20 protein-coding genes are annotated in these 19,650 nt (G+C 75.2%); 7 read left to right on the top strand and 13 right to left on the bottom strand.

Annotated features, from left to right (window positions below):
• Nucleotides 1-27: 27 nt before the first annotated feature.
• Nucleotides 28-441 (top strand): ankyrin repeat domain-containing protein, encoded by a 414-nt coding sequence (locus ACFZCD_RS26220; RefSeq protein ID WP_391834945.1) that lies wholly within the window; start codon nucleotides 28-30, stop codon nucleotides 439-441.
• Between the two features lie 134 nt (nucleotides 442-575).
• On the opposite strand, the gene ACFZCD_RS26215 is transcribed toward ACFZCD_RS26220, so the two are convergent.
• From ACFZCD_RS26215 to ACFZCD_RS26200, 4 genes are all read right to left on the bottom strand, one after another.
• Nucleotides 576-2,117: an ATP-dependent DNA ligase gene (locus tag ACFZCD_RS26215; RefSeq protein WP_391834943.1), complete on the bottom strand. Its 1,542-nt coding sequence runs from the start codon at nucleotides 2,115-2,117 to the stop codon at nucleotides 576-578.
• Between the two features lie 84 nt (nucleotides 2,118-2,201).
• The gene (locus ACFZCD_RS26210; RefSeq protein ID WP_391834941.1) at nucleotides 2,202-3,848 is read right to left on the bottom strand and encodes a carboxylesterase/lipase family protein; all 1,647 of its coding nucleotides are present in this window, start codon (nucleotides 3,846-3,848) and stop codon (nucleotides 2,202-2,204) included.
• A 107-nt stretch (nucleotides 3,849-3,955) separates the two neighbouring features.
• Nucleotides 3,956-4,207: a ferredoxin gene (locus ACFZCD_RS26205; RefSeq protein WP_391834939.1), complete on the bottom strand. Its 252-nt coding sequence runs from the start codon at nucleotides 4,205-4,207 to the stop codon at nucleotides 3,956-3,958.
• Between the two features lie 5 nt (nucleotides 4,208-4,212).
• Nucleotides 4,213-5,403: a cytochrome P450 gene (locus ACFZCD_RS26200; protein ID WP_391834937.1), complete on the bottom strand. Its 1,191-nt coding sequence runs from the start codon at nucleotides 5,401-5,403 to the stop codon at nucleotides 4,213-4,215.
• A 283-nt stretch (nucleotides 5,404-5,686) separates the two neighbouring features.
• Here ACFZCD_RS26200 and ACFZCD_RS26195 point away from each other — a divergent pair, with 283 nt between their 5' ends.
• Entirely contained in the window at nucleotides 5,687-6,154 is a 468-nt protein-coding gene (locus ACFZCD_RS26195; RefSeq protein WP_391834935.1) for a hypothetical protein, read from the top strand.
• A 114-nt stretch (nucleotides 6,155-6,268) separates the two neighbouring features.
• On the opposite strand, the gene ACFZCD_RS26190 is transcribed toward ACFZCD_RS26195, so the two are convergent.
• The 5 genes from ACFZCD_RS26190 to ACFZCD_RS26170 all read right to left on the bottom strand — a co-directional run bounded on the left by ACFZCD_RS26190 (nucleotide 6,269) and on the right by ACFZCD_RS26170 (nucleotide 12,041).
• Nucleotides 6,269-6,574, bottom strand: coding sequence for a hypothetical protein (locus tag ACFZCD_RS26190; protein ID WP_391834933.1), 306 nt, complete (start codon nucleotides 6,572-6,574; stop codon nucleotides 6,269-6,271).
• Nucleotides 6,574-8,358 carry a peroxidase family protein gene (locus tag ACFZCD_RS26185; protein WP_391834931.1) on the bottom strand — a complete coding sequence of 595 codons (1,785 nt, stop codon included), beginning with the start codon at nucleotides 8,356-8,358 and terminating at the stop codon, nucleotides 6,574-6,576. The genes ACFZCD_RS26190 and ACFZCD_RS26185 overlap by 1 nt, the downstream gene beginning before the upstream one ends.
• Before the next feature lie 55 nt (nucleotides 8,359-8,413).
• Complete coding sequence (locus ACFZCD_RS26180) at nucleotides 8,414-9,790, bottom strand: hypothetical protein (RefSeq protein ID WP_391834929.1); 1,377 nt, start codon at nucleotides 9,788-9,790, stop codon at nucleotides 8,414-8,416.
• Nucleotides 9,787-11,283, bottom strand: coding sequence for a cytochrome P450 (locus tag ACFZCD_RS26175; protein WP_391834927.1), 1,497 nt, complete (start codon nucleotides 11,281-11,283; stop codon nucleotides 9,787-9,789). The genes ACFZCD_RS26180 and ACFZCD_RS26175 overlap by 4 nt, the downstream gene beginning before the upstream one ends.
• A gap of 326 nt (nucleotides 11,284-11,609) precedes the next feature.
• Nucleotides 11,610-12,041 (bottom strand): SPW repeat protein, encoded by a 432-nt coding sequence (locus ACFZCD_RS26170; RefSeq protein ID WP_391834925.1) that lies wholly within the window; start codon nucleotides 12,039-12,041, stop codon nucleotides 11,610-11,612.
• Nucleotides 12,042-12,248: 207 nt separating this feature from the next.
• Here ACFZCD_RS26170 and ACFZCD_RS26165 point away from each other — a divergent pair, with 207 nt between their 5' ends.
• Complete coding sequence (locus ACFZCD_RS26165; protein WP_391834923.1) at nucleotides 12,249-12,404, top strand: hypothetical protein; 156 nt, start codon at nucleotides 12,249-12,251, stop codon at nucleotides 12,402-12,404.
• A 71-nt stretch (nucleotides 12,405-12,475) separates the two neighbouring features.
• On the opposite strand, the gene ACFZCD_RS26160 is transcribed toward ACFZCD_RS26165, so the two are convergent.
• The 4 genes from ACFZCD_RS26160 to ACFZCD_RS26145 all read right to left on the bottom strand — a co-directional run bounded on the left by ACFZCD_RS26160 (nucleotide 12,476) and on the right by ACFZCD_RS26145 (nucleotide 15,577).
• Nucleotides 12,476-13,330 (bottom strand): biotin-dependent carboxyltransferase family protein, encoded by an 855-nt coding sequence (locus tag ACFZCD_RS26160; RefSeq protein WP_391835619.1) that lies wholly within the window; start codon nucleotides 13,328-13,330, stop codon nucleotides 12,476-12,478.
• A 116-nt stretch (nucleotides 13,331-13,446) separates the two neighbouring features.
• Nucleotides 13,447-14,091 carry an allophanate hydrolase subunit 1 gene (locus ACFZCD_RS26155; protein ID WP_391834922.1) on the bottom strand — a complete coding sequence of 215 codons (645 nt, stop codon included), beginning with the start codon at nucleotides 14,089-14,091 and terminating at the stop codon, nucleotides 13,447-13,449.
• Nucleotides 14,088-14,909 (bottom strand): LamB/YcsF family protein, encoded by an 822-nt coding sequence (locus tag ACFZCD_RS26150; RefSeq protein ID WP_391834920.1) that lies wholly within the window; start codon nucleotides 14,907-14,909, stop codon nucleotides 14,088-14,090. Before ACFZCD_RS26150 ends, ACFZCD_RS26155 begins: the two co-directional genes overlap by 4 nt.
• Nucleotides 14,906-15,577 carry a GntR family transcriptional regulator gene (locus tag ACFZCD_RS26145; RefSeq protein WP_391834918.1) on the bottom strand — a complete coding sequence of 224 codons (672 nt, stop codon included), beginning with the start codon at nucleotides 15,575-15,577 and terminating at the stop codon, nucleotides 14,906-14,908. Before ACFZCD_RS26145 ends, ACFZCD_RS26150 begins: the two co-directional genes overlap by 4 nt.
• A gap of 108 nt (nucleotides 15,578-15,685) precedes the next feature.
• Here ACFZCD_RS26145 and ACFZCD_RS26140 point away from each other — a divergent pair, with 108 nt between their 5' ends.
• From ACFZCD_RS26140 to ACFZCD_RS26125, 4 genes are all read left to right on the top strand, one after another.
• Nucleotides 15,686-16,402 (top strand): DUF969 domain-containing protein, encoded by a 717-nt coding sequence (locus tag ACFZCD_RS26140; protein ID WP_391834916.1) that lies wholly within the window; start codon nucleotides 15,686-15,688, stop codon nucleotides 16,400-16,402.
• Entirely contained in the window at nucleotides 16,399-17,367 is a 969-nt protein-coding gene (locus ACFZCD_RS26135; RefSeq protein WP_391834914.1) for a DUF979 domain-containing protein, read from the top strand. Before ACFZCD_RS26140 ends, ACFZCD_RS26135 begins: the two co-directional genes overlap by 4 nt.
• Before the next feature lie 22 nt (nucleotides 17,368-17,389).
• Nucleotides 17,390-18,034 carry a pyroglutamyl-peptidase I gene (gene pcp / locus ACFZCD_RS26130; RefSeq protein ID WP_391834912.1) on the top strand — a complete coding sequence of 215 codons (645 nt, stop codon included), beginning with the start codon at nucleotides 17,390-17,392 and terminating at the stop codon, nucleotides 18,032-18,034.
• 67 nt (nucleotides 18,035-18,101) lie between these two features.
• Nucleotides 18,102-19,646 (top strand): hypothetical protein, encoded by a 1,545-nt coding sequence (locus tag ACFZCD_RS26125; RefSeq protein WP_391834910.1) that lies wholly within the window; start codon nucleotides 18,102-18,104, stop codon nucleotides 19,644-19,646.
• Nucleotides 19,647-19,650: the final 4 nt, after the last annotated feature.

The following is a 19,650-nucleotide window of genomic DNA, read 5'->3' as shown; positions in this document are numbered from 1 at the left end:
GCGCCCTGACCGGAGGACCGCAGACCCATGACCGAGCAGACCCCCGAGACCGAGCCCGCCCACGACCCCGAGGTGCTCCAGCTCGCGGCCAAGGTCTTCGACCTGGCGCGCCACGGCGACACCGACACGCTCGCCGCCTACGTCGACGCGGGGGTGCCGGCCAACCTCACCAACGACCGCGGCGACTCCCTGGTCATGCTGGCCGCCTACCACGGCCACCTCGACGCCGTCCTGGCCCTCCTGGACCGCGGGGCCGACCCCAACCGGGCCAACGACCGCGGCCAGACGCCCCTCGCGGGCGCCGTCTTCAAGGGCGAGGACGAGATCATCCGCACCCTGCTCGCGCACGGGGCGGACCCCGCGGCGGGGGCGCCTTCCGCCGTGGAGGCGGCAGGCGTGTTCGGCCGGCAGGACCTGCTGGAGCTCTTCCGCGGCGAGTGAGACCCGGGCGGCCGGACCGGCACCGCCGGCCCGGCCGCAACGGCCGCCTCCCGGCAGTGCGATGCGCTTTCCGGCAGGTCAACGGCCGCTGCTCGACAGCCCATTGCCCCCTCCGCGGGGGGCGAGGCGAGGGCCTATCCCGTAGCGCCCAGCGCCAGCACGGCGTCGACCGTGTCGGCCTCCCCGGCCTGCTTGTCCTCCCGGTACCGCACCACGCGCGCGAACCGCAGCGTCACCCCCGCCGGGTACCGGGAGGACCGCTGGAGGCCGTCGAAGGCGACCTCCACCACCAGCTCCGGCCGCACCCGCACCACGAAGCCGTCGTCGCTCACCGCCAGCGACCGCAGCCGCTCCGTCTGCCACGCCAGCATCGCGTCCGTCATGCCCTTGAAGGTCTTCCCGAGCATCGCGAACGAGCCGTCCGGCAGCCGCGCTCCCAGATGCAGGTTGGACAGCTTTCCCGTACGCCGCCCGTGCCCCCACTCCGCCGCCAGCACCACCAGGTCCAGCGTGTGCACCGGCTTCACCTTCAGCCACGCGGAGCCCCGCCGGCCCGCCGTGTAGGGCGTGTCCAGCGCCTTGACCACCACGCCCTCGTGGCCGCGCCGCAGCACCGCCTCCGTGAAGTCCCGCGCCGCGGAGCGGGCTTCCGCCCCCGCGGGATCCGAGACCACCAGGCGCCGTACGCGCAGCGGCTCCGGCACCACCCGCGCCAGCTCCGCGTGGCGCGCCGACGCCGGCAGCGCCAGCAGGTCGCGGCCGTCCAGGGCCAGCACGTCGAAGAAGACCGCCGACAGCGGCACCGTCACGGCCGCCCCGGCCACGTCCAGCCGCGAGCCGACCCGGCCCGCGGTCTCCTGGAACGGCCGCGGCCGCCCCTCCGCGTCCAGCGCGATCACCTCGCCGTCGAGCACGGCGGACGACACCGGCAGCTCCTGCGCCGTACGGCACAGCTCGGGCAGCCGCCCGGTGATCTCCTCCAGCCTGCGCGTCCAGATCCGCACCGAGCCGCCGTCCCGGTGCACCTGTACGCGGATGCCGTCGAGCTTCTCCTCGACGGCGCACGGCCCCAGCCGGTCCAGCGCCTCGTCGACGTCCTTGGCCGTGTGCGCCAGCATCGGCAGCACCGGGCGCCCGACCTCCAGCCGGAAGCCGGCCAGCGCCTCCGGGCCCCGCGCCAGCAGCTCCCGGGCCACCGCAGCCGTCGAGCCGCTCAGCATCACGGCCCGCCGCACCTCGGCGGGGTCCGCGCCGGTGGCGGCAGCGAGCCCCTCGGCCGCGGCCGCGTCCAGGGCGCCCTGGCGCAGCTCCCCGCCGAGCAGGCCCCGCAGGAAGCGCTGCTCCTCCGCCGTGGCCGCGGCCATCAGCTCGTCCACCCGGCGGCGCCGCTCGGCCTGCGCGCCCTTGCCCGCCACTGCGGCGATCCCTTCGACCGCCCGGTCCACGTCGGCGACGGTCAGTGTGGGCGCGGCCGCGGGGGCCGGGGAGGAGCGCAGCGTGCTCCAGCCGATGCCGACCTTGCCCTGCGGCAGCCGTCCCGACAGGTACGTCAGGGCGATCGGCGCCTCCTGCGGGTCCGCGCCGCGGAAGAGACCGGCCAGCAGGGCGGTCTTCTCCGACCGTGCGGACGTCGCGGCGACCTCGGCGGACACGCGGGCGACATCGGCCAGGAGCATGTCTTCATCGTGCCAGCGCCTCGCCGGCGGGGCGCGGCGTGCGCGCCGGAGCCGCCGCCGCGCGGTCCGCCGGGTCCTCTCCGGTCAGCCCTGCTGCCGGTCCCAGAACGCGCAGTGGTGCTCGGCGCCGATGTCCACCGGCCGGATGCCGTGCGCGCCCGGCGCGAGGGACAGCGCGAGCGGGGCCCGGTCCCGGAAGGCGGCCCAGTGCGGGGCACCGGGGCCGTTCGGGTCGCCCGCGTGCGCGAAGCGGGTCCAGTAGTCGATCATCCGGTCGGAGAGCGCGACCTGTGCTTCGTCCAGCGGCCGCTGGACGGGGAAGGGGCTGAACAGGTACGGCAGTTCGAAGGCGTGCGCGGCCCCGAAGGGGAATCCGGGCACCTCGGGCACGCCCATCACGGCGGGCGCGCCGCGGTCGGCGAACTCGTAGGCGTACGTGGGCACGTGCCCGGCCAGCGCCCGGTCGGCCCGGAGCGAGGTGCACGTGAACGTGGTGTCGGTGAGCAGCGCGGACCAGGCCAGCGCGGGCGAGGGGTACTTGGCCAGGGGGTACTCCGCCTCGACCGCGGCCGCGGCGGCACCGAAGGAGTCCGCCAGGCGGGCCCGGTAGTCCTGGGCGTTCCGCAGCGGGTACTGCTTCAGGTTCAGGCCGGTGAACAGCCGCATCTCGTCACTGGTCGTGCCCTGGACGACCGGCACCTTGTGGAAGCGGCCCGTGGCGAGCGCGCGGTCGGGCGCCGTGGGCAGCAGGGCGTTGCCGTAGACCGGCCGGCTGAACGTCTGCGACAGCTCGGGCGTCACCAGCTTCTCCGCGCTCAGCCCGCGCAGGCACGCCAGCGCCCCGGACCCCTCCGGGCAGCCGAGCTTCGCGGCCGCCGCGGCCCCAGCCTTCTGCACGGTCTCCTCGGGCGCGAAGAACTCGGAGGCCGGCGTGCCCGGGACGAGCGCGCCGCGGGGGAACGCCGTGGTGCACGAGCCGCTCTGCAGAACGGCCTTGTGGAAGAGGCCGGCCGCGGTGGGCGACGTGAGCTGGGCGCAGGTGCTCATGGCGCCGGCGGACTCGCCGAAGAGGGTCACGTTGTGCGGGTCGCCGCCGAAGCGGGCGGCGTTGGCCTGCACCCAGCGCAGCGCGGCCTGCTGGTCGGCGAGGCCGAAGGCGGGCGCGTCACCGAGCTCCCGGTGGCCGAAGAAGCCGAGGGCGCCCAGCCGGTAGTTGACCGTGACGACGACGGAGTCCCCGCGCTCGGCCAGCCGCCCGGTGCGGTAGTCGCTGCCGGCGCCCCCGATGAACCCGCCGCCGTGCACCCACACCATGACGGGCCGGCCCCGGTGGGGGGCGCGGCCCGCCGGCGTGGTGACGTTGAGGTACAGGCAGTCCTCCGAGCCCGTGGGGCCGCCGGTGCCGGCCATCGGCAGCTGCAGGCACTGCGGGCCGGGCGCTCCGGCGTCCCGTACGCCCTGCCACGGCCGGGCCGGGTGCGGCGGGCGCCAGCGCAGGTCCCCGGTCGGGGGCGCCGCGTAGGGGATGCCCTCGTACGTGGCGTACGTGCCGTGCGCTCTGCCGCGCACCGGGCCGTGATCGGTGGTCACGACCGGTCCGTCCGGTGTGCCCGTCCGCTGCGGGCCCGGTGGCGCCGCGGCGGCGGAGGTGACGGAGGTGACGGAGAACAGGGCGAGGAGCAGGGCGAGAAGAGCCCCGCCCTTGCGGTGCGGGAGCCGGACATGCTGCATGCGTATGTCCTTTCGGCGAGCGGGCGCGTGGTCGGGCCCGGGCACCGGGTTAGGTACCCGTCCCGGCTCGCCCGTATCGCCGCGCCGCGCCCTTACCCCGCGTCACGTCATGGCCGGGGGCCGATGACCTCCGTTCCCTCGGTGACGGTGATGGCGGCCGCGGGGCACGAGTCCGCCGCGTCCAGCACCGCCTCGCCGGGCTCCGTCGTGTCTCTGCGCGGCCGGGACCGCTCGTCCTCCAGCCGGAACGACTCCGGGGCCAGGGCCGCGCAGATCCCCGAACCGATGCACGCGCTCCGGTCCACCGCCACCCGCCACGCCTCCGGGCCCGCCGCTGCTCCTGCCGTCGCGTCCGTCACCGGGCTCACCACTCCACCGGCATCGACCGCGGCCCGCGGACCAGCATGCCCGTCTTCCACTCGATGTCACCGGCCGGCCGGAGCCCCGGCAGCCGCAGGACCAGGGCCCGCAGCGCCTCCTGCAGCTCCAGCCGGGCCAGGGGAGCGCCGAGGCAGTGGTGCACGCCGTGGCCGAAGCCGAGGTGCTGGTTGCCCTCCCGGCCGATGTCGAACGCCTCCGGGTCGGCGAACCGCCCGGCGTCCCGGTTGGCCGCGCCGACGGCCACCAGCACCGCGTCGCCCTTGCGCACCAGCGTCCCGCCCACCTCGACGTCCTCCAGCGCGTACCGCGCGAACGACGCCCCCGCGCCCAGCGGGACGTAGCGCATCAACTCCTCGACGGCGGCGGGCAGCAGGCCCGGGTCGTTCCGCAGCCGCTCCAGCTCCCCGGGGTGGTCGAAGAGGGTGAGCACGAAGTTGGGGACCTGGGTCGCGGTGGTCTCGTGGCCGGCGACGAGGATGCCCACGCACAGGTCGATCAGCTCGGGCTCCGAGAGCCGGTCGTTCACGTCGCGCGCCTCGATGAGCGCCGTCATCAGGTCGTCGGCCGGGTGCGCGCGGTGCTCCTCGACGAGCCCGGCCATGTACGCCCGCAGCTCGTCCCGGTTGACCGTCTTCTCCTCGGCGGTCAGCGCACTGGTGGACAGCGCCGCGTCGCTCCACTTGCGGAACCGGGGCCGGTCCTCCAGCGGCACCCCGAGCAGCCGGCAGATCACCGCCACGGGGATGGGCAGGGCGTAGTCCTCGACCAGGTCCGCGGGCGGGCCCGCCGCCACCATCGCGTCCACGAGGCTCTCGGCCAGCGCGCGCACGTCCGGGCGGAGCCTTTCGACCCGCGGCGTGGTGAACGCCTTGGTGACCAGCGTGCGCAGCCGGGTGTGGTCGGGCGGGTCCATGCTCAGCAGGCCGGTGTCGCGCGGCCCGTCGCCGCGGCGGGGCTCGTCGTGGTGGACGCTCTCGGCCCGGCTGAACCTGCGGTCGCCGAGGACCAGCCGGGCGTCCGCGTAACGGGTGACGAGCCAGGCGGGCTCGCCGTACTCCATCCGGACGCGCAGCAGCCCCTCGCCGCTGCGCGCTTCCGCGTACTTCCCGGACAGATCCAGTCCGGTGGGGTCGTTGAAGGGATAGGCGGTGGGCTCGTCGTGGGTGAGGGACATCCGTGCGCCTCTTTCCTGCTTGGTTCCTGCGACTCGCTGGCTTCCCCGCAGTGGTGCCTCAAGCCTCCGCAAAAATGGGTGCCTCAGTCAACAAGGCGTCACCCGGCGCACGTCCCGAGCGCCGCACATGGCGTGAGAAGCACTTGCGGCGCGTCCTTCCGGGCTCGCGCGTGATGTCCCGCACACTCGGAGAGAGGGCCGTAACCGCCTGATGACCCCCGGGTTGACCCGGGAGAGAGCACGCAGCACGCACCCCGCCACAGGACGGAGCAGTGGTACATCCATGAGCAAACGCCAGAAGGGCCGCAGGCACCGCAGGGTCAACCGCACACCACGCCCGGTCGGCGCGGCCCGCCCGCGCTCCACGGCGGCGGCCCCGCAGACGGCGTCGCCGGCGGTGCCGCAGCCGGCCGCGCAGGTGGTCGCGCAGCCGGCCGGGGAGCCGGCGGCGGAGGCGGCTTCCCGGGCGGTCCGGCAGCCGGCGGCCGGGCGGCCCGCGGAGGCGGTGGCCGGGGCGCCCGTGGAGCAGGCGGCTCAGCCCGGGCTCGGCCGGCACGCCGCGCGCACGTGGGAGAGCCTGCGGACGTACGGCGCCGCCGGGGCCTCCCTGGAAGAGCTGTGCGCGGCTGCCGGCTACCAGCCGCGCACCGTCACCAAGCACGTCCAGGGCCTCGCGGACCAAGGACTGGCGGAGCTCCGCGACGAACGCTGGTACGCCCGCGAGCCGGTGGGAGCGCTCGCGGCGCGCTAGGACCCGCCGGGCCGCCGTGGCGCCGGAAGGACCTCCCGCCACCGCGGGGCCCGGCCACGGGGACGCGGGACCGGCGGTGGCCACGTCACCTGCGGCCCCGCCCGCCCGGCAGGGCTACCGCCACCCGGGCCGGGGCGGTCCGCCCGGCGGGCTGAAGCCGTCGTCCTCCAGGCGGCGGTCCAAGGCCGCCAGCACCACCTCGTGCCGGGCCAGGGCCTCGGCCGCGCGTTCCAGCGAGCGCGCGGCCGCCTCGGCGCGATCCGCATGGGCGATCATCCGCTTGCGCAGCGCCGCGCCCTCCGGGCCCAGCGACGCCACCTCCTCGGCGCTCGACCGCAGCCGGGCCGCCTGCTCCCGCAGCGAGCAGGCCTGGGCCCGGACGGGCTGCGACCAGGGCGCGTGCTCCGCGCCGGTGCCCATCACCGGATCCCCCCGGGCCGCAGCATCCGCCAGGGCGCGAACGCGTTGCGCACCCCCTGCAACGACCGGGCCAGCTCCGGGTGGTGGCGCATGAGCACATCCGTCATGCCGGTGCGTTCGATCCACTCCATGCCCTCGGGGGTGTAGACCTCGGGGCGGAAGTCCCGGGTGAAGAAGCGGTCGCTCTTCAGCCGCCGGGACGCCATCAGGACGAAGAGCCGGAACGCCGTGTCGCTGAACGCGAACCCCCGCGGCCGCCGCTCGGCGTACATGCCGACCATGGTGTCGACGCGGTCCAGCCGCCCGTCGTAGACCTCGCGCAGCTCCGCGGCGAGCCCCACGTCGCCGCCGGTCAGCTCCTCGAAACCGGAGACGGGCGGGCGGTGCAGCGCGGCCCGGAAGGCGGTGTAGCGGGGCACGCCCCGCTCGCGGTCGCGCAGGACGTCCACCGCCCCGACGTCGACGTGCTCGCCGGAGATCCGGACGAGGTCGCGCAGGCAGTCGGGGTGGTTGTGCAGCGTGATGTCGCCGGGGTTCATGACGCCGAAGGAGTAGAGCAGGTCGGACAGGCCGTACTTGTCGACCGCCGGGCGGGTGGCCAGGGCCTGCAGGGCGTCGAAGTCCGTCCGCTCGATCAGCGCGCCCGTGCGGTGCGAAGAGATCGCGTACTCGTCGCGGATCAGGGGGTGCATCCGGTAGGCGGCGACGAACTCCTCCGTCATCGCGTACGGCGCGGTGTGGTGGTCGGTCGGGGAGCCCGGGATGCCGAACAGCGTCTCGCCCTTGCCGAACCGGCCGGTGCGGCGCCGCACCCGGGCGGGCAGGACGCCGTACCAGTTCATGTGCATGGCCGCCCGCGTGACGGGGTGGGCGACCAGCGCCGGAGTCCACTCCAGCGTGTGGATCCTGGCCATGACGGCGGTGTTGACGAGCCGCGCCGTCTGGAAGAGCCGCTCGTCGCCCCAGGTGGGCCGGGCGGCGGCGATCCGGTCGCAGATCGCGTTGTGCTCCTTGGCGAAGAGCGTGTGCAGCAGGGACAGCCCGGCCCAGTAGTTGTCGTTGAACCCGGTGAGGTCGATGCCGGACAGCCCCGGGGCGGTCTCGGCGGGCAGCCGGCCGTCCGTCAGGGCGAGCTTCCCCCGCTCGCCCGTACGCAGCGCCCGGCACCGCTCCTCACTCGACCCGTAGAGCTGGGAGCCGTCCCACCAGTGGGTGACGGTGTTCTCGTACGTCGGCGGGCGGGCCGGGCCGGTGGTGTCCGTGTGGGGCACGGAGTCGGGGCGGGTGCGGCGTACGAGCACGGGGCACTGCGGCCGGTCGTCGTCCGCGGCCGGCGGCACGGCGAACGGCCGGTCGGCCCGGTTGTCCCCGTGGCTGAACCAGCCGTGGTTCTGGAACTGGATCCACGCCGCGGCCAGGAGGTTGAGGCCGGTGGCCGGCCGGAAGCCGGAGCGGCGGCGCAGCAGCTGCCGGCTGACCTCGCGGGGGCTGGGCGAGAGCAGCCCGTCGTCCTCGGGCTCGGGATACGTCTCCGGCAGGGCGCAGTTGCGGTCGAAGCGGGTGCCCGCCCGGCCCATGTCGGTGTCGGCGGGGTCGTACCCCGAGCCGTCGTAGCTGCGGTGGGGGAGCAGTTCGGCGACGGGCGTGCGGGGACGCTCCCCGCCGGCCCCGTAGGTGTCGTACAGATTGTGCGCCCGCAGCACTTGCCGCTGTCTTCTGAGCTCCAGCAGCGCGAGGGGGAAGGGGAGGGAGTGCCACTCGCGGCGGCGCGGTACCGGTGTCATCGACAGGTCTCCGTGAGGGTTGCAGAAGGGGGGCCGGGCACTCGGGCGCACCGGCCTAGCCGCCGGGGAGGCGGTGGACGACGGTCCTCCCCGCCCGGCCCCGGTAGGGGGCGAGCAGTTCGTCCACCCGGTCGCGGGCCTCGGTGGCGGTCTTGTCGAGGCTCCGGGCGTACGTTTCGGCGCCGTGGCACTGCGGGACGTCGAACGAGGGATCCGCCCAGGCGATCTCCAGCCGTCCGGGGTGCGGGGGCAGGACCGGGACCGGGCTGCGCCCCTCCAGCCGGGGCAGCAGGTCGTGCTCCTCGGTGAGGGCGGCGACGGGGGCGCCGGCAGCGTGCGGGTGCCGCGGGCCGGCGGGAGAGCCGACCGTGACGACCTGTGTGACGGCGGGGGCGGCCCGTTCCGGGACACCGGCGAGACGCAGGGCCGTCACACCGCCGGGGCCGTGCCCGACGAGAGCGACCGGCATCCCCTCGGGCACCGTCCGGCGGAGGACGTCGCGCGCGGTCAGGGCGTACGGGAGGTCGCCGCGGCCCAGTGCGGCGACGGCCCCGGCCAGCTCCTCCGGGGAGGCGGTGCGCGGCAGGACGAACTCCGGGCCGGGCAGGAGCACCAGGCAGCGGGTGGTGCCGTCCGGGCCCGTGAGCTGCCGGGTGAGCATCCTGCCGGGGCCCAGGGCGGCCAGGTTGCGCAGGTGGGCGGTGATGCCGCCGCTCTCGTCGAGGCCGTCCGGGAACACGCGGTCCAGCGGCTCCACGGCCGGCTCCGGCCGGCGGGAGCGGCGGGACCGGACGGCGGGCAAGGGAACGCTCCCGGCCCGGTGGTCCCCGGGAAGGCCGGTGCCCATGACGGTGTGCCAGGCCGCCGCGTCGTTGAAGGGCTTGCCGCAGGCCAGCGCGTGCCAGGCCGTCACCTCCTCCAGCGCCGGGGTGAGCGCGGCCAGGCTGGGCCCGGCGCTCCGGACGCGGACGCTTTCCCGGAGGATGCGCAGGGCCAGGTCGGGGAGCCCGGCTTCGACGGCGACGAGCATGCGCCGGACCGGGCCTTCCGCCGCGTATTCGGCATGGCGGGTCGTGCACAGCCGGATCCGCAGCCGCAGCGCGGTGGCCGCGAGGCCGGCGGCGAGGCCTCCGCGGCGGACGACGGCGCCCGCCACCAGGGCGGTGCGGCCGCCGCCCGGGACGCAGCCCAGGCCGGCGAGGCCGCGGGCCAGGGCGGTCGCCGCCTGCAGGCCGCGGCGCGGCGAGCGGGCGAGCGAGGCGAGCAGCGCGGGATCTCCGGCGACGGCCGCGACCGCCAGCTCCGCCGCCCGGACCGCCCCGGCGGCCTCGCCCAGCTCCCGGGCCACGGCGACGAGCCGGGCAGCGGCTTCCGCATCCTCGGGGCCGGCTCCCGTCATGCCCGGGGTGTTCGGTGTGCCGACGGCCGTCATGCGTCCTCCTCGGGCGAGCGGGCCCCTGCCGGACGGGCTTCCGCCGCCGGGGATTCGGGCGCCGGAGCTTCGTGCGCCGGGGCTCCGGGCGTGCGGGCGGCGCGGATCCCGATCCGCAGCCGCGAGGTGTCGAAGGCGTACGGGAGCGGGCGGCCGGGGCCGAGCCGGATCCCCGCGACGGCCAGCTCACCGCCGCGCAGCAGCTCGGCGACGAACCCGGTGGCCAGCTGCAGGCCGAGCTCCATGCCGCTGCACTGGGCCTCGCCCCGGCTGAACGGGCTGACCGCCCAGTCGCGGTCCGCCGTGCCGTCCAGCCACTTCTCGGGGGCGAACCGGTGGGCGTAGTCGAGGCGTTCGCCGTCGCGGGAGTGGAAGGCGGCCGGTACGAGGACGTTGATCCCGCCCGGCGCGACGGCGTCCCGCCAGTGCGTCTCGCCGGTGGTCCGGCGCGCGAGGCCCGTCACAGGGGGCCACAGCCGGGCCGCTTCCTGCACACAGGCGCGCAGATAGGGCATGCCGAGGAAACCGGGGACCGTGCGGGGGCCGTGGGCGCGGTCCGCCGTGCGGATCTCCGCCATCACGCGCTCGCGCTGGCGCGGGTGCGTGGCGAGCAGGGCGAGCGTCTGCACCGTCACCGCGCTCAGCGCTCCGAGCGCCATGAACCAGTGGCTGACCTGGCACTCCGGGGCCGTCTCGGGGCTGCGGGGAGCGGACGCGAACAGACCGGCCAGGCTGCGCGGATCCGCCTCGTACAGATATCTCGCCTGGCGCTGCATCATCCTGCGGCGCAGCCGGCGGGTGCGGCCGGGCCGCCAGGACCGGGCCCCCATCCAGTTGGCCTCGGCGAGGAGTGCGTGCAGGAGCCGGGAGAACTCCTCGTCGCCGGCGGCCGCCTCGCCCAGGAAGCAGCGCCGCCCCACGCGCTCGAAGCTCTCCCGGACGGCCTCCGGGCGCAGCCCGGCCACGGCGCCGGGGCCCAGCAGAGCGGCGGCCTCCTCACCGGCGATGCGCAGGAAGCGGTCGGCGAGCCGGTGCACCGGGCATCCGGCGTCCAGGACCGCGTCGTTGAACATCCGGCGCACGACCCGCTGGTGTCCGTGCGAGGCGACCAGGGTTTCGGGCTGGACGGGCGCGAACCCGCTCACCTTCTCCCAGGTGTCGACCGCGTAGACCGAGACCGGGCCGGACAGCACCTGCCGGGCGTCGTCGGCGTCGAGCACGAGCAGGGTGGGGCCGGCGGCGCCGCGCACCACGACCGGGCCGCGGCCGTGCCGCCGCCGCATCCGGCGCATGGCCTCCAGGCCGCGCCGGGCGGTGTCGGCCCGGTCGAGCAACGCGGCGACCCGGGGCCGGGAGCGGAAGACGCCCTTGAGGTAGTTGGGGAGGAAATAGACGAGGGTGAGCCGGAGATTCTCGCCCGCGGACGCGGCGGGCAGCGTCGTGTCCCGGCCCGTGCCGACCCCGGGCGCGCTGTAGCTGTACAGGTGGTTCATCCCTGGGCCTTCCGGACCTCTATGAGGGTGAAGTGATCAGTGGGAGGGGGAGCATTGCCACTTCACGTCCGGCGGAGTCATCGGGTACGAACATCAACCGACTTTTCATCCCCAGGGGTGAACGGGGTGGTTGCTGTTGCCGCCGGTGTTGCCGTTGCCGTTTCCGTTGCCGTCCGGGGCGGACGTACTCCGGCCCCGTCGCCCGGGTGCGGACGACGGGGCCGGAGGGGGGATCCTGAAGGGGGATCCGGCGGACGCCGTGCCGGACGCCTAAGGGGCGAACGGCAAGAACGGCGAAATTCAGCCTTTTTCAGGACGGGTGGCGTTCAGCGCCGTGACCTCGCCATCCCCATGCGTGCCAGGGCGAGGGCCACCAGGCAGGCCACCGCTCCGGTGATGACGTTGCTGACGATGGCGGCCGTGATGAACGCGTGGCCGGAGACGACCCAGGGCGAAATGATCGTCCAGGCGCCGAGACACAGGGCCGCCCAGCTCATGGCATGGGTGCGCTCGTAGGCCGGACCAAAACCGCCGACCAGGCAAGCAAAGGCCGCACCCACGATCACATTGTGGATGGCAAGGGTGAAAGCGCCACTGAAGCCCACAATCCATGGCGAAGCGGCCAGGTAGACACCGCAGAGGAGGGCGAGTGCCTCGACGGCCTGGGCGACGGGGGTGCTCGTCGCCGCTTCGGAGTGGGCGCGGAGCGCCAGGATGTCCGGGTGCTGGTCTATCCGGGGCGACGTAGGAGCGGTCACGTCAGCCACCTTCTTTCAGTGTCAGGTCGGACCTGCATGCATTTTATCCCGATTGGCGGATTTTTCACCCGAATGGAGGCCGCCATATCTGGCGATATCCCCTGTGGCGGTGCCCGGTTTCGGACCGTCACCCTGAGGGAACCCGGCCAGTCGGTTTCCGGGGAGCCGTACGAGCAACAGCCGGAAGTGCACCTCGAGGAGGCGGCCGTGGAACAGCTCAAGGCACAGGACGAGCACATGCAGCACCGGAGAGAGACCCGGGAGGAGACCGCGCGGACCCGCGGTCCGGTCCGGGACGAGAGCCCGGACCGGTCGGGCGAGGACCCCGACGCCGAGTCGCACATCATCCGCGGCCTGGACTGAACGCCGGACCCCGCCCGGGCGGCCGGCGACCGGTGCCGCCCGGCGGGACCGGCGACCGCGGGCGGCCGCCCTCAGGCCCGTACGGGCACGAACCGCAGCGGCGTACCGGGCACGGCCTGGGCCGCGGCGGCCAGTTCCGCCTCGGGGACGACGCCGACGACGGGGTAGCCGCCCGTCGTCGGATGGTCGGCGAGGAAGACGACCGGGCGGCCGTCCGGGGGGACTTGGACGGCGCCCAGGACCATGCCCTCGCTCGGGAGCTCGCCGTCGACGGCGCGCTCCAGGGCCGGCCCCTCCGTGCGCAGGCCGATCCGGTTGCTCGCGGCCGACACCCGGAACGCGCCGCGCGCCAGCGTGCGCAGCGCGGCGGGCGTGAACCAGTCGTCGCGCGGGCCGGGCACGACCGGCAGCACCAGCCCGCCGGCGGGCGGACCCGTCCACGGGACGGCGTCGGCGTCCGCGGGCGGTCCGCAGGGCGCGCCGAGCGGCAGTGCCGCGCCCGCGGCGAGGGGCTCGGGGCCGAGCCCCGAGAGCAGGTCGCGGGAGCGGCTGCCGAGGACGGGCGGTACGGCCAGGCCGCCCGCGAACGCCACGTAGCTGCGCAGCCCGCAGGTGGCCCGGCCCACGTCGAGCACGGCGCCCGCCGGCACCCGCACCGCGGCGCCCCAGGCCACGGGGCGGCCGTCGACCCGCACCGGGCAGGGCGCGCCCGTCACCGCCGCGGTCACGGCCGCCCCGGCCCGGACCGCACAGCCGTCGACGGTGGTCTCCAGCGTGGCGTGGCCCGCCGGGTTGCCGACGAGGCGGTTGGCGAGCTCGTGCGCGGGCCGGTCCAGGGCACCGGAGCGGCCGACGCCCAGGTGCGCATGGCCGGGCCGGCCGAGGTCCTGCACGGTCGTCAGGGCACCGGGCCGGGCGACGGTCAGGGCACGCGTCCCGGCGGTCGTCCCGGCGGTCGTCCCGGCGGTCGTCCCGGCGGTCGTCCCGGCCGACGGGCCGGTCGTGCGCTCGCACCGGCCGGATATGCCCTCGTCCCGGCCGGTCACGCGGTCACCTCGAAACGTATGCGCGTGCCGGGGGCCAGCAGCGTCGCCGGTTCCCGCGCGGCGTCCCACAAGGTCGCGTCCGTACGGCCGATGAGCTGCCAGCCGCCGGGGGAGGAGCGGGGGTAGACGCCGGTGTACGGGCCCGCCAGGCCGAGCGAGCCGGCCGGCACGGCGGTGCGGGGTGTGGCCCGGCGCGGCACGTGCAGATGCTCCGGGAGGCCGGTCAGGTAGCCGAAGCCGGGGGCGAAGCCGCAGAAGGCGACGCGGAATTCGAGGCCGGAGTGGATGCGTGCGACTTCGTCCGCGGCAACTCCCCACAGGGCGGCGACCTCTGCGAGGTCGGCACCGTCGTAGCGGACCGGCAGGACGACGGGTTCGCTGCCGGTGGCCGCGAGCGGAGGCACGTCCCAGCGCACGATGTCGGCGGCGAGGGCCCGCGGATCGTCCAGCCCGTCGAGGAGGACGCTCCGGGCGGCGGGCACGATCTCGGTCACGGACGGCAGGGTCCCGGCGGCCCGGCGCCGCAGCAGTTCGGCGTGCAGCGCCTGCGCCTCCCCGGCTCCCGCGACCTCGACGAGCAGGGCGTGCCGGCCCACGGGCAGCGGACGGCGGGGCGGGGCGTCCGCGGGGCGCGCGGTCATGCGAAGGCCTTCAGGCGGACGCCCGCGGCCTCCAGTGCGGTGCGCACCCGCCGGGCGAGCTCCGCGGCGCCCGGCGTGTCCCCGTGAAGGCACAGCGAGCGGGCCCGCACGGTGACCTCCTCGCCCGTCAGGGCGGTGACGGCGGCCGTCCGGGCCATCCGTATGGAGCGGGTGACGACGGCGTCCGGGTCGTGGACGACCGCGCCGGGGGTCCGGCGCGGCACCAGCGTGCCCGCGGCCGTGTACGCGCGGTCGGCGAACGCTTCGGCGACCACCGGCAGTCCGGCCTCTCCGGCGGCGTCGAGGAGCCGCGAGCCCGGCAGGCCCAGGACGGGCAGGGCTCTGCCCGCGCCCAGCACTCCGGCGACGACGGCCGCGGCCTGTCCGGCGTCGGCGACCGTGCGGTTGTAGAGCGCGCCGTGCGGCTTGACGTAGGCGACGTCGGCGCCGGCCGCCTGCGCGAAGACGCGCAGGGCGCCGATCTGATAGGTGATCTCGTCGGCGAGCTCGCCGGGGGGCACGTCCATGGCGCGGCGCCCGAAGCCGGCCAGGTCGCGGTAGGAGACCTGCGCCCCGATGCGCACCCCGCGCTCGACGGCCCGCTCGCAGACCCGCCGCATGGTGGAGGGATCGCCGGCGTGGAAGCCGCAGGCGACGTTCGCGCTCGTCACGATGGACAGCAGGGCGTCGTCGTCGGTGAGGCGCCAGTGCCCGAAGCCCTCCCCGAGGTCGGCGTTGAGGTCGAGCACGGCGGCGGTGCCGCCGCTTCCGGCGTCCGTGCTGCTGCCGCCGTTGCCGCTGCCGGTGCCTGTCGTCATGAAGCCCTCCCGGTGTCTCCGCCGTGTGGTTCCCGCTCGCGCATCGCGCCCAGGATGAGGTCCAGGGCGTCGTCCAGATAGGTGGTCAGCTCGCTCTCCGCGCGCGCGTACGCACCGTCCTCCAGGAGCCCGGCCAGGGTGCGGTTGCGCGCCAGGAACGGTTCGTGGAAGCGGCGCGGCGAGGGCATCGCGTGGAACGCCAGGCGCAGTTCGGCGAGCAGCCGGTCCATGGCGGCGTCGGTGCGCGGGCTGCCGGACAGGGCGGCGAGGGCGCGGTGGAAGGCTATGTCGGCGGAGCCGACCTCCTGCCAGTCGCCCTCGGCGGCGGCCCGTTCGGCGCGGTCCACCGCCGCGGTCACGGCCTCGCGCAGCGCCGGCCCGGCCCCTGCCGCGGCCCGGACGCCGGCGGACTCCAGGGCGGCGCGCAGGCGGTAGATGTCCGTGACGTCCTCGGGGCCGATCACCCGGACGAAGACCCCGCGGTTGAGCCGGTAGACCACCAGGCTCTCGTGGACGAGCAGCCGGAACGCCTCGCGCAGCGTGTTGCGCGAGACTCCGAGGTCCCGGCCGAGCGCTTCTTCCGAGAGGCGGGTGCCGGGCGGCAGGCTGCCGCCCTCGATGCGGTCGCGGAGCACGCCGGCCGCGCGCTGCGCAGTGGACAAGGCCATCAGCAACCCCCATGCCTATTGAGGATTGTTGAACAATACCTTAGCCTCCTCGCCAATCCCCTCACCCGACCGGATGAGGGCCGTCCGGGATCCCGGAAGGCGGAGCGCATGATCGTTCTCCTGGGCGTCCTCGTGGTCGTGCTCGGCTTCGCCACGAGACGCAACCCCCTGCTGGTGGTCGGTGCCGCCGGCATCGTCACGGGCCTCCTCGGCGGCCTCTCGCCCCAGCGCGTCCTGGCCGCCTTCGGCACCGGGTTCGCCTCCAGCCGCTCGGTGACGATCTTCGTGATCACCCTGCCCGTCATCGGCCTGCTCGAACACCACGGCCTGCAGGAGCAGGCCCGCCGTCTGATCACCCGCTTCGGCGGGCTCACCGCGGGCCGCTTCCTCGCGCTCTACCTGCTGCTGCGCCAGATCACCGCCGCCGTCGGCCTGAACAACGTCTTCGGGCACGCCCAGACCGTACGGCCGCTCGCCGCGCCCATGGCCGAGGGCGCCGCCGAGCGCAGGCACGGGCCGCTGGGCGAGAAGGCCCGCGAGAAGGTGCGCTCGTTCGCCGCGAGCGCGGACAACGTCGGGCTGTTCTTCGGCGAGGACGTCTTCCTGGCCGTCGGGTCGATCCTGCTGATCACCGGCTTCGTCAACACGACCTACCACACGCACCTCGAACCGCTGCAGCTCGCGCTGTGGGCCGTGCCCACGGCGCTGTGCGCGCTCGCCGTCCACGGCTGGCGGCTGCTGCGGCTGGACCGCCAGTTGCAACCGCCGCCCGGCGCGGCCCCCGGGCCCGCCCGCGCCGCCGAGCTCGGGGAGACCGTCAAGTGATCAAGGCCGAGTGGTTCTACTGGCTGGTCGGCGGGATCTTCCTGGTGATGGCCGCCCAGATGCTCACCGACCGCAGCAACCCCAAGCGCTTCGGCACCGCCGCCTTCTGGGGCCTGCTCGGTCTCGGCTTCGTCTACGGCACCTGGGTCGCGGACAAGTCCGCCCCCGCCGAGCCGCTGGGCGCCGCCGTCCTCGTGATGGTCTGTCTCGCCGGCTTCGGCTTCACCGGGCGCGGCAAGGGCGTGGCGGCCACGCCCGCGCAGCGGGAGGCGCGCGCCGCACGGTGGGGGAGCCGCCTGTTCGTGCCCGCGCTCACCATCCCCGCCGTCGCCCTGACCTGCGCGGTCGGCGTCAAGAGGCTCTCCGCAGGAGGTGAACCCGTCCTCCAGAAGGGCAGCGAGACCATCCTCGGTCTCGGCATCGGCGCCGTCGTCGCTCTCGTCGTCGGCATGGTGATGCTGCGCGAGAAGCGGCTGTCGACGCCCCTGCACGCCGGCCGGTCCATGCTGGAGACGATGGGCTGGGCCATGCTGCTGCCCCAGCTCCTCGCCACGCTGGGCTCCGTCTTCTCCGTCGCCGGCGTCGGCGACCAGGTGCGCCGGATCGCCACCGCGGTGCTGCCCGACGGCTCGCTCTTCCTCGCCGTCGTCGTCTACTGCACCGGCATGTTCCTCTTCACCATCGTCATGGGGAACGGATTCGCCGCCTTCCCCGTCATGACCGCGGCCGTCGGCTGGCCCGTCCTCGTCCTCCAGGAGCACGGCAACGCCCCGGCCGTCCTGGCCATCGGCATGCTCGCCGGGTTCTGCGGCACACTCGTGACGCCCATGGCGGCCAACTACAACGTCGTCCCCGCGGCGCTCCTCGAACTGAAGGACCAGTACGGGCCCATCAAGGCCCAGCTGCCCACGGCCGTCGTCCTGCTCGGCTGCAACATCGCCCTCATGTACGCCTTCGCCGTCTGACGACCGCCCGGGAGCCACCACCGTGACCCGTGTCCTGCTGACCGGATTCGAGCCCTTCGGCGGAGAGGACGTGAACCCCTTCTGGGAGGCCGTCCGCGCCGCCGCCGCGCGGGCGCCCGGAGGCCTCGCCGTCTCCACCGCCCTGCTGCCCTGCGTCTTCGGCTCCGCCCTCGACGCCCTGCGGGAGGCCGTCGACCGCACCGAACCGGACCTCGTGCTGTGCGTGGGGCAGGCGGGCGGCCGCCCCGACGTCACCGTCGAACGCATCGCCGTCAACATCGACGACGCTCGCATTCCCGACAATGCGGGCGCGCAGCCCGTCGACGAACCCGTCGTCCCCGGCGGCCCCGCCGCCTACTTCGCGACGCTGCCCGTCAAGGCGTGCGTCGCGGCCGTGCGGGAAGCCGGGCTGCCCGCCTCGGTCTCCCAGACGGCCGGCACGTTCGTCTGCAATCACGTCTTCTACGGCTTGATGCACCTCGCCGCGACCGAACGCCCCGGGCTGCGGGGCGGGTTCGTCCACGTCCCCTACGCGCCCGGACAGGTCACCGACCGGGCCCTGCCGTCGCTTCCCGTCTCCGCCGCCGCGGAGGCACTCTGTGTGATCGCCGTCACCGCCGCCGGGCGCACCGTGGACATCCGTGCGGAAGGCGGAGCCACACACTAGGGACGTGGCGGACATTCCACCCGTGCCGTTTCGTCCGTTGTCGGTGTGACCGCCTACTCTGTGCGACGTGACTTCTCCAGCCCCGGCGGCCGTTCCGCCCCAGCTCAACGGGCCGTCGCTCCCCCGGGCGGGGGCGGCCCCCGTCGCCCCGGGCCCGGCCGCCGACGAGGGCCTGGCCCGCCGGCTGCGCGCGCTCGCCTGCACGGCGCCGCTGCACGACCTGGACGTGCGCAAGGCCAACCTCGCGGGCGAGTACGGCGTCTACGCCATGGCGGAGGTGGCGCTCGCCGCCATCGACCTGGTCACGCTCAACATGGACTTCGACACCGGCGCCGACCACGAGCAGATAGTGGCCCGGCTGCAGCCGCGCGTCGCCGCCCAGGCGCCGGAGCGGCCGCAGGCCGAGCACGAGCGCGTGGCCCGCTGGGTCCTGGAGAACCTCATCAACGTCGGCAGCGTCGACCGCGGCTTCCGCGCCGTCTACGGCACCTTCGGGGCCGACGGGGTCTACGTCCGGCGCGACTACGACTTCAAGCTCGTCGAGGAGGTGCCCGGGCCCGGCGGCACGGTCTTCCTGCGCACCACCGACGAAGCCGTCAACGTCCTGGTCGGCGCCCTCGACACCGACGTCACCAGCGCGCAGATCGCGGCCGAGGTGAAGCTGGAGGTCCTCATCAGCCGGGGCCGGCTCGCCGACGCCCAGCTCGCCGCGGAGCAGGCCCGCTACCGCACCGTGCAGTACGCCGAGACCCTCCGCAAGACCCTCGACGCCACGCGGCGCAACGTCCGCGCCGTCGACTGGCTGAAGACCGTCCCCGACATGATCGCCGAGGCGCTCGACCACGTCGCCGACCGCTACCGCCACGAGAACGCGATCCTCACCAACATCCGCAAGGCGCGGGACGAGGCCGAGGAGCCCGAGCACAAGCGCCGCGCCGCCGAGCTCGTCGACATCGTCAAGGACTGCATCCGCCGCCACACCCAGCTCCAGTCGCGGCTCCTGGAGGCCGGGCCCCTCTTCCGCGCCGAGCAGGACCGCCAGGCGTTCTCCACCTCCGCCGGCCGGGCCGGCCTCGACCTCTACGGGCAGCTGCTCGCCCCCGTGCTGCCCCTGCCGCTCGAACAGGCCGGACGCGTCACGGACGCCTTCTTCGCCCGCGGCACGGGCCTGCGCACGCCCGTCTCCGTGCGCGTCGCCGACCTCGTCGGCATACTCCTCAGCCCGCCCGCCGAGCGGGAGCACCTCGGCGCGGAGATGCCCGAGCCGGACCTCATCGCCACGCCCGACGACAGCCGCTTCAGCGAGGAGCAGCTCGCGAGCGCCATGGAGCTGCTCACCCTCCCGCCCGACGCGCCGCGCCGCCTCTCCGGCCTCCTCGCCGACGCCCGCCGGCGCGACCCCGAACTGCCCTACCTCGTCGCCCTCCTGGCCGTCCACGCCGCGAGCCCCCCGGTCGGCACGGCCTACCGCCAGGGCGAGCCGTCCCTCCTCTTCGCCGTCGACGACGGCACGGTCCTCGACGACCCCGAATTCGGCGGCGCGGACCTCATCGTCGGCACGGCCCTCCTCGACGCGGCCGGCATGGCAGCGGACCGCGCGGAGGCGTCGTGACGGG

The sequence above is a fragment of the Streptomyces sp. NPDC008001 genome, assembly GCF_042958085.1.
In the GTDB taxonomy this organism is placed as follows: Bacteria; Actinomycetota; Actinomycetes; order Streptomycetales; family Streptomycetaceae; genus Streptomyces.
Note: the sequence above shows the minus strand (reverse complement) of the source record. Positions and strands in the feature narration are given on the sequence as shown.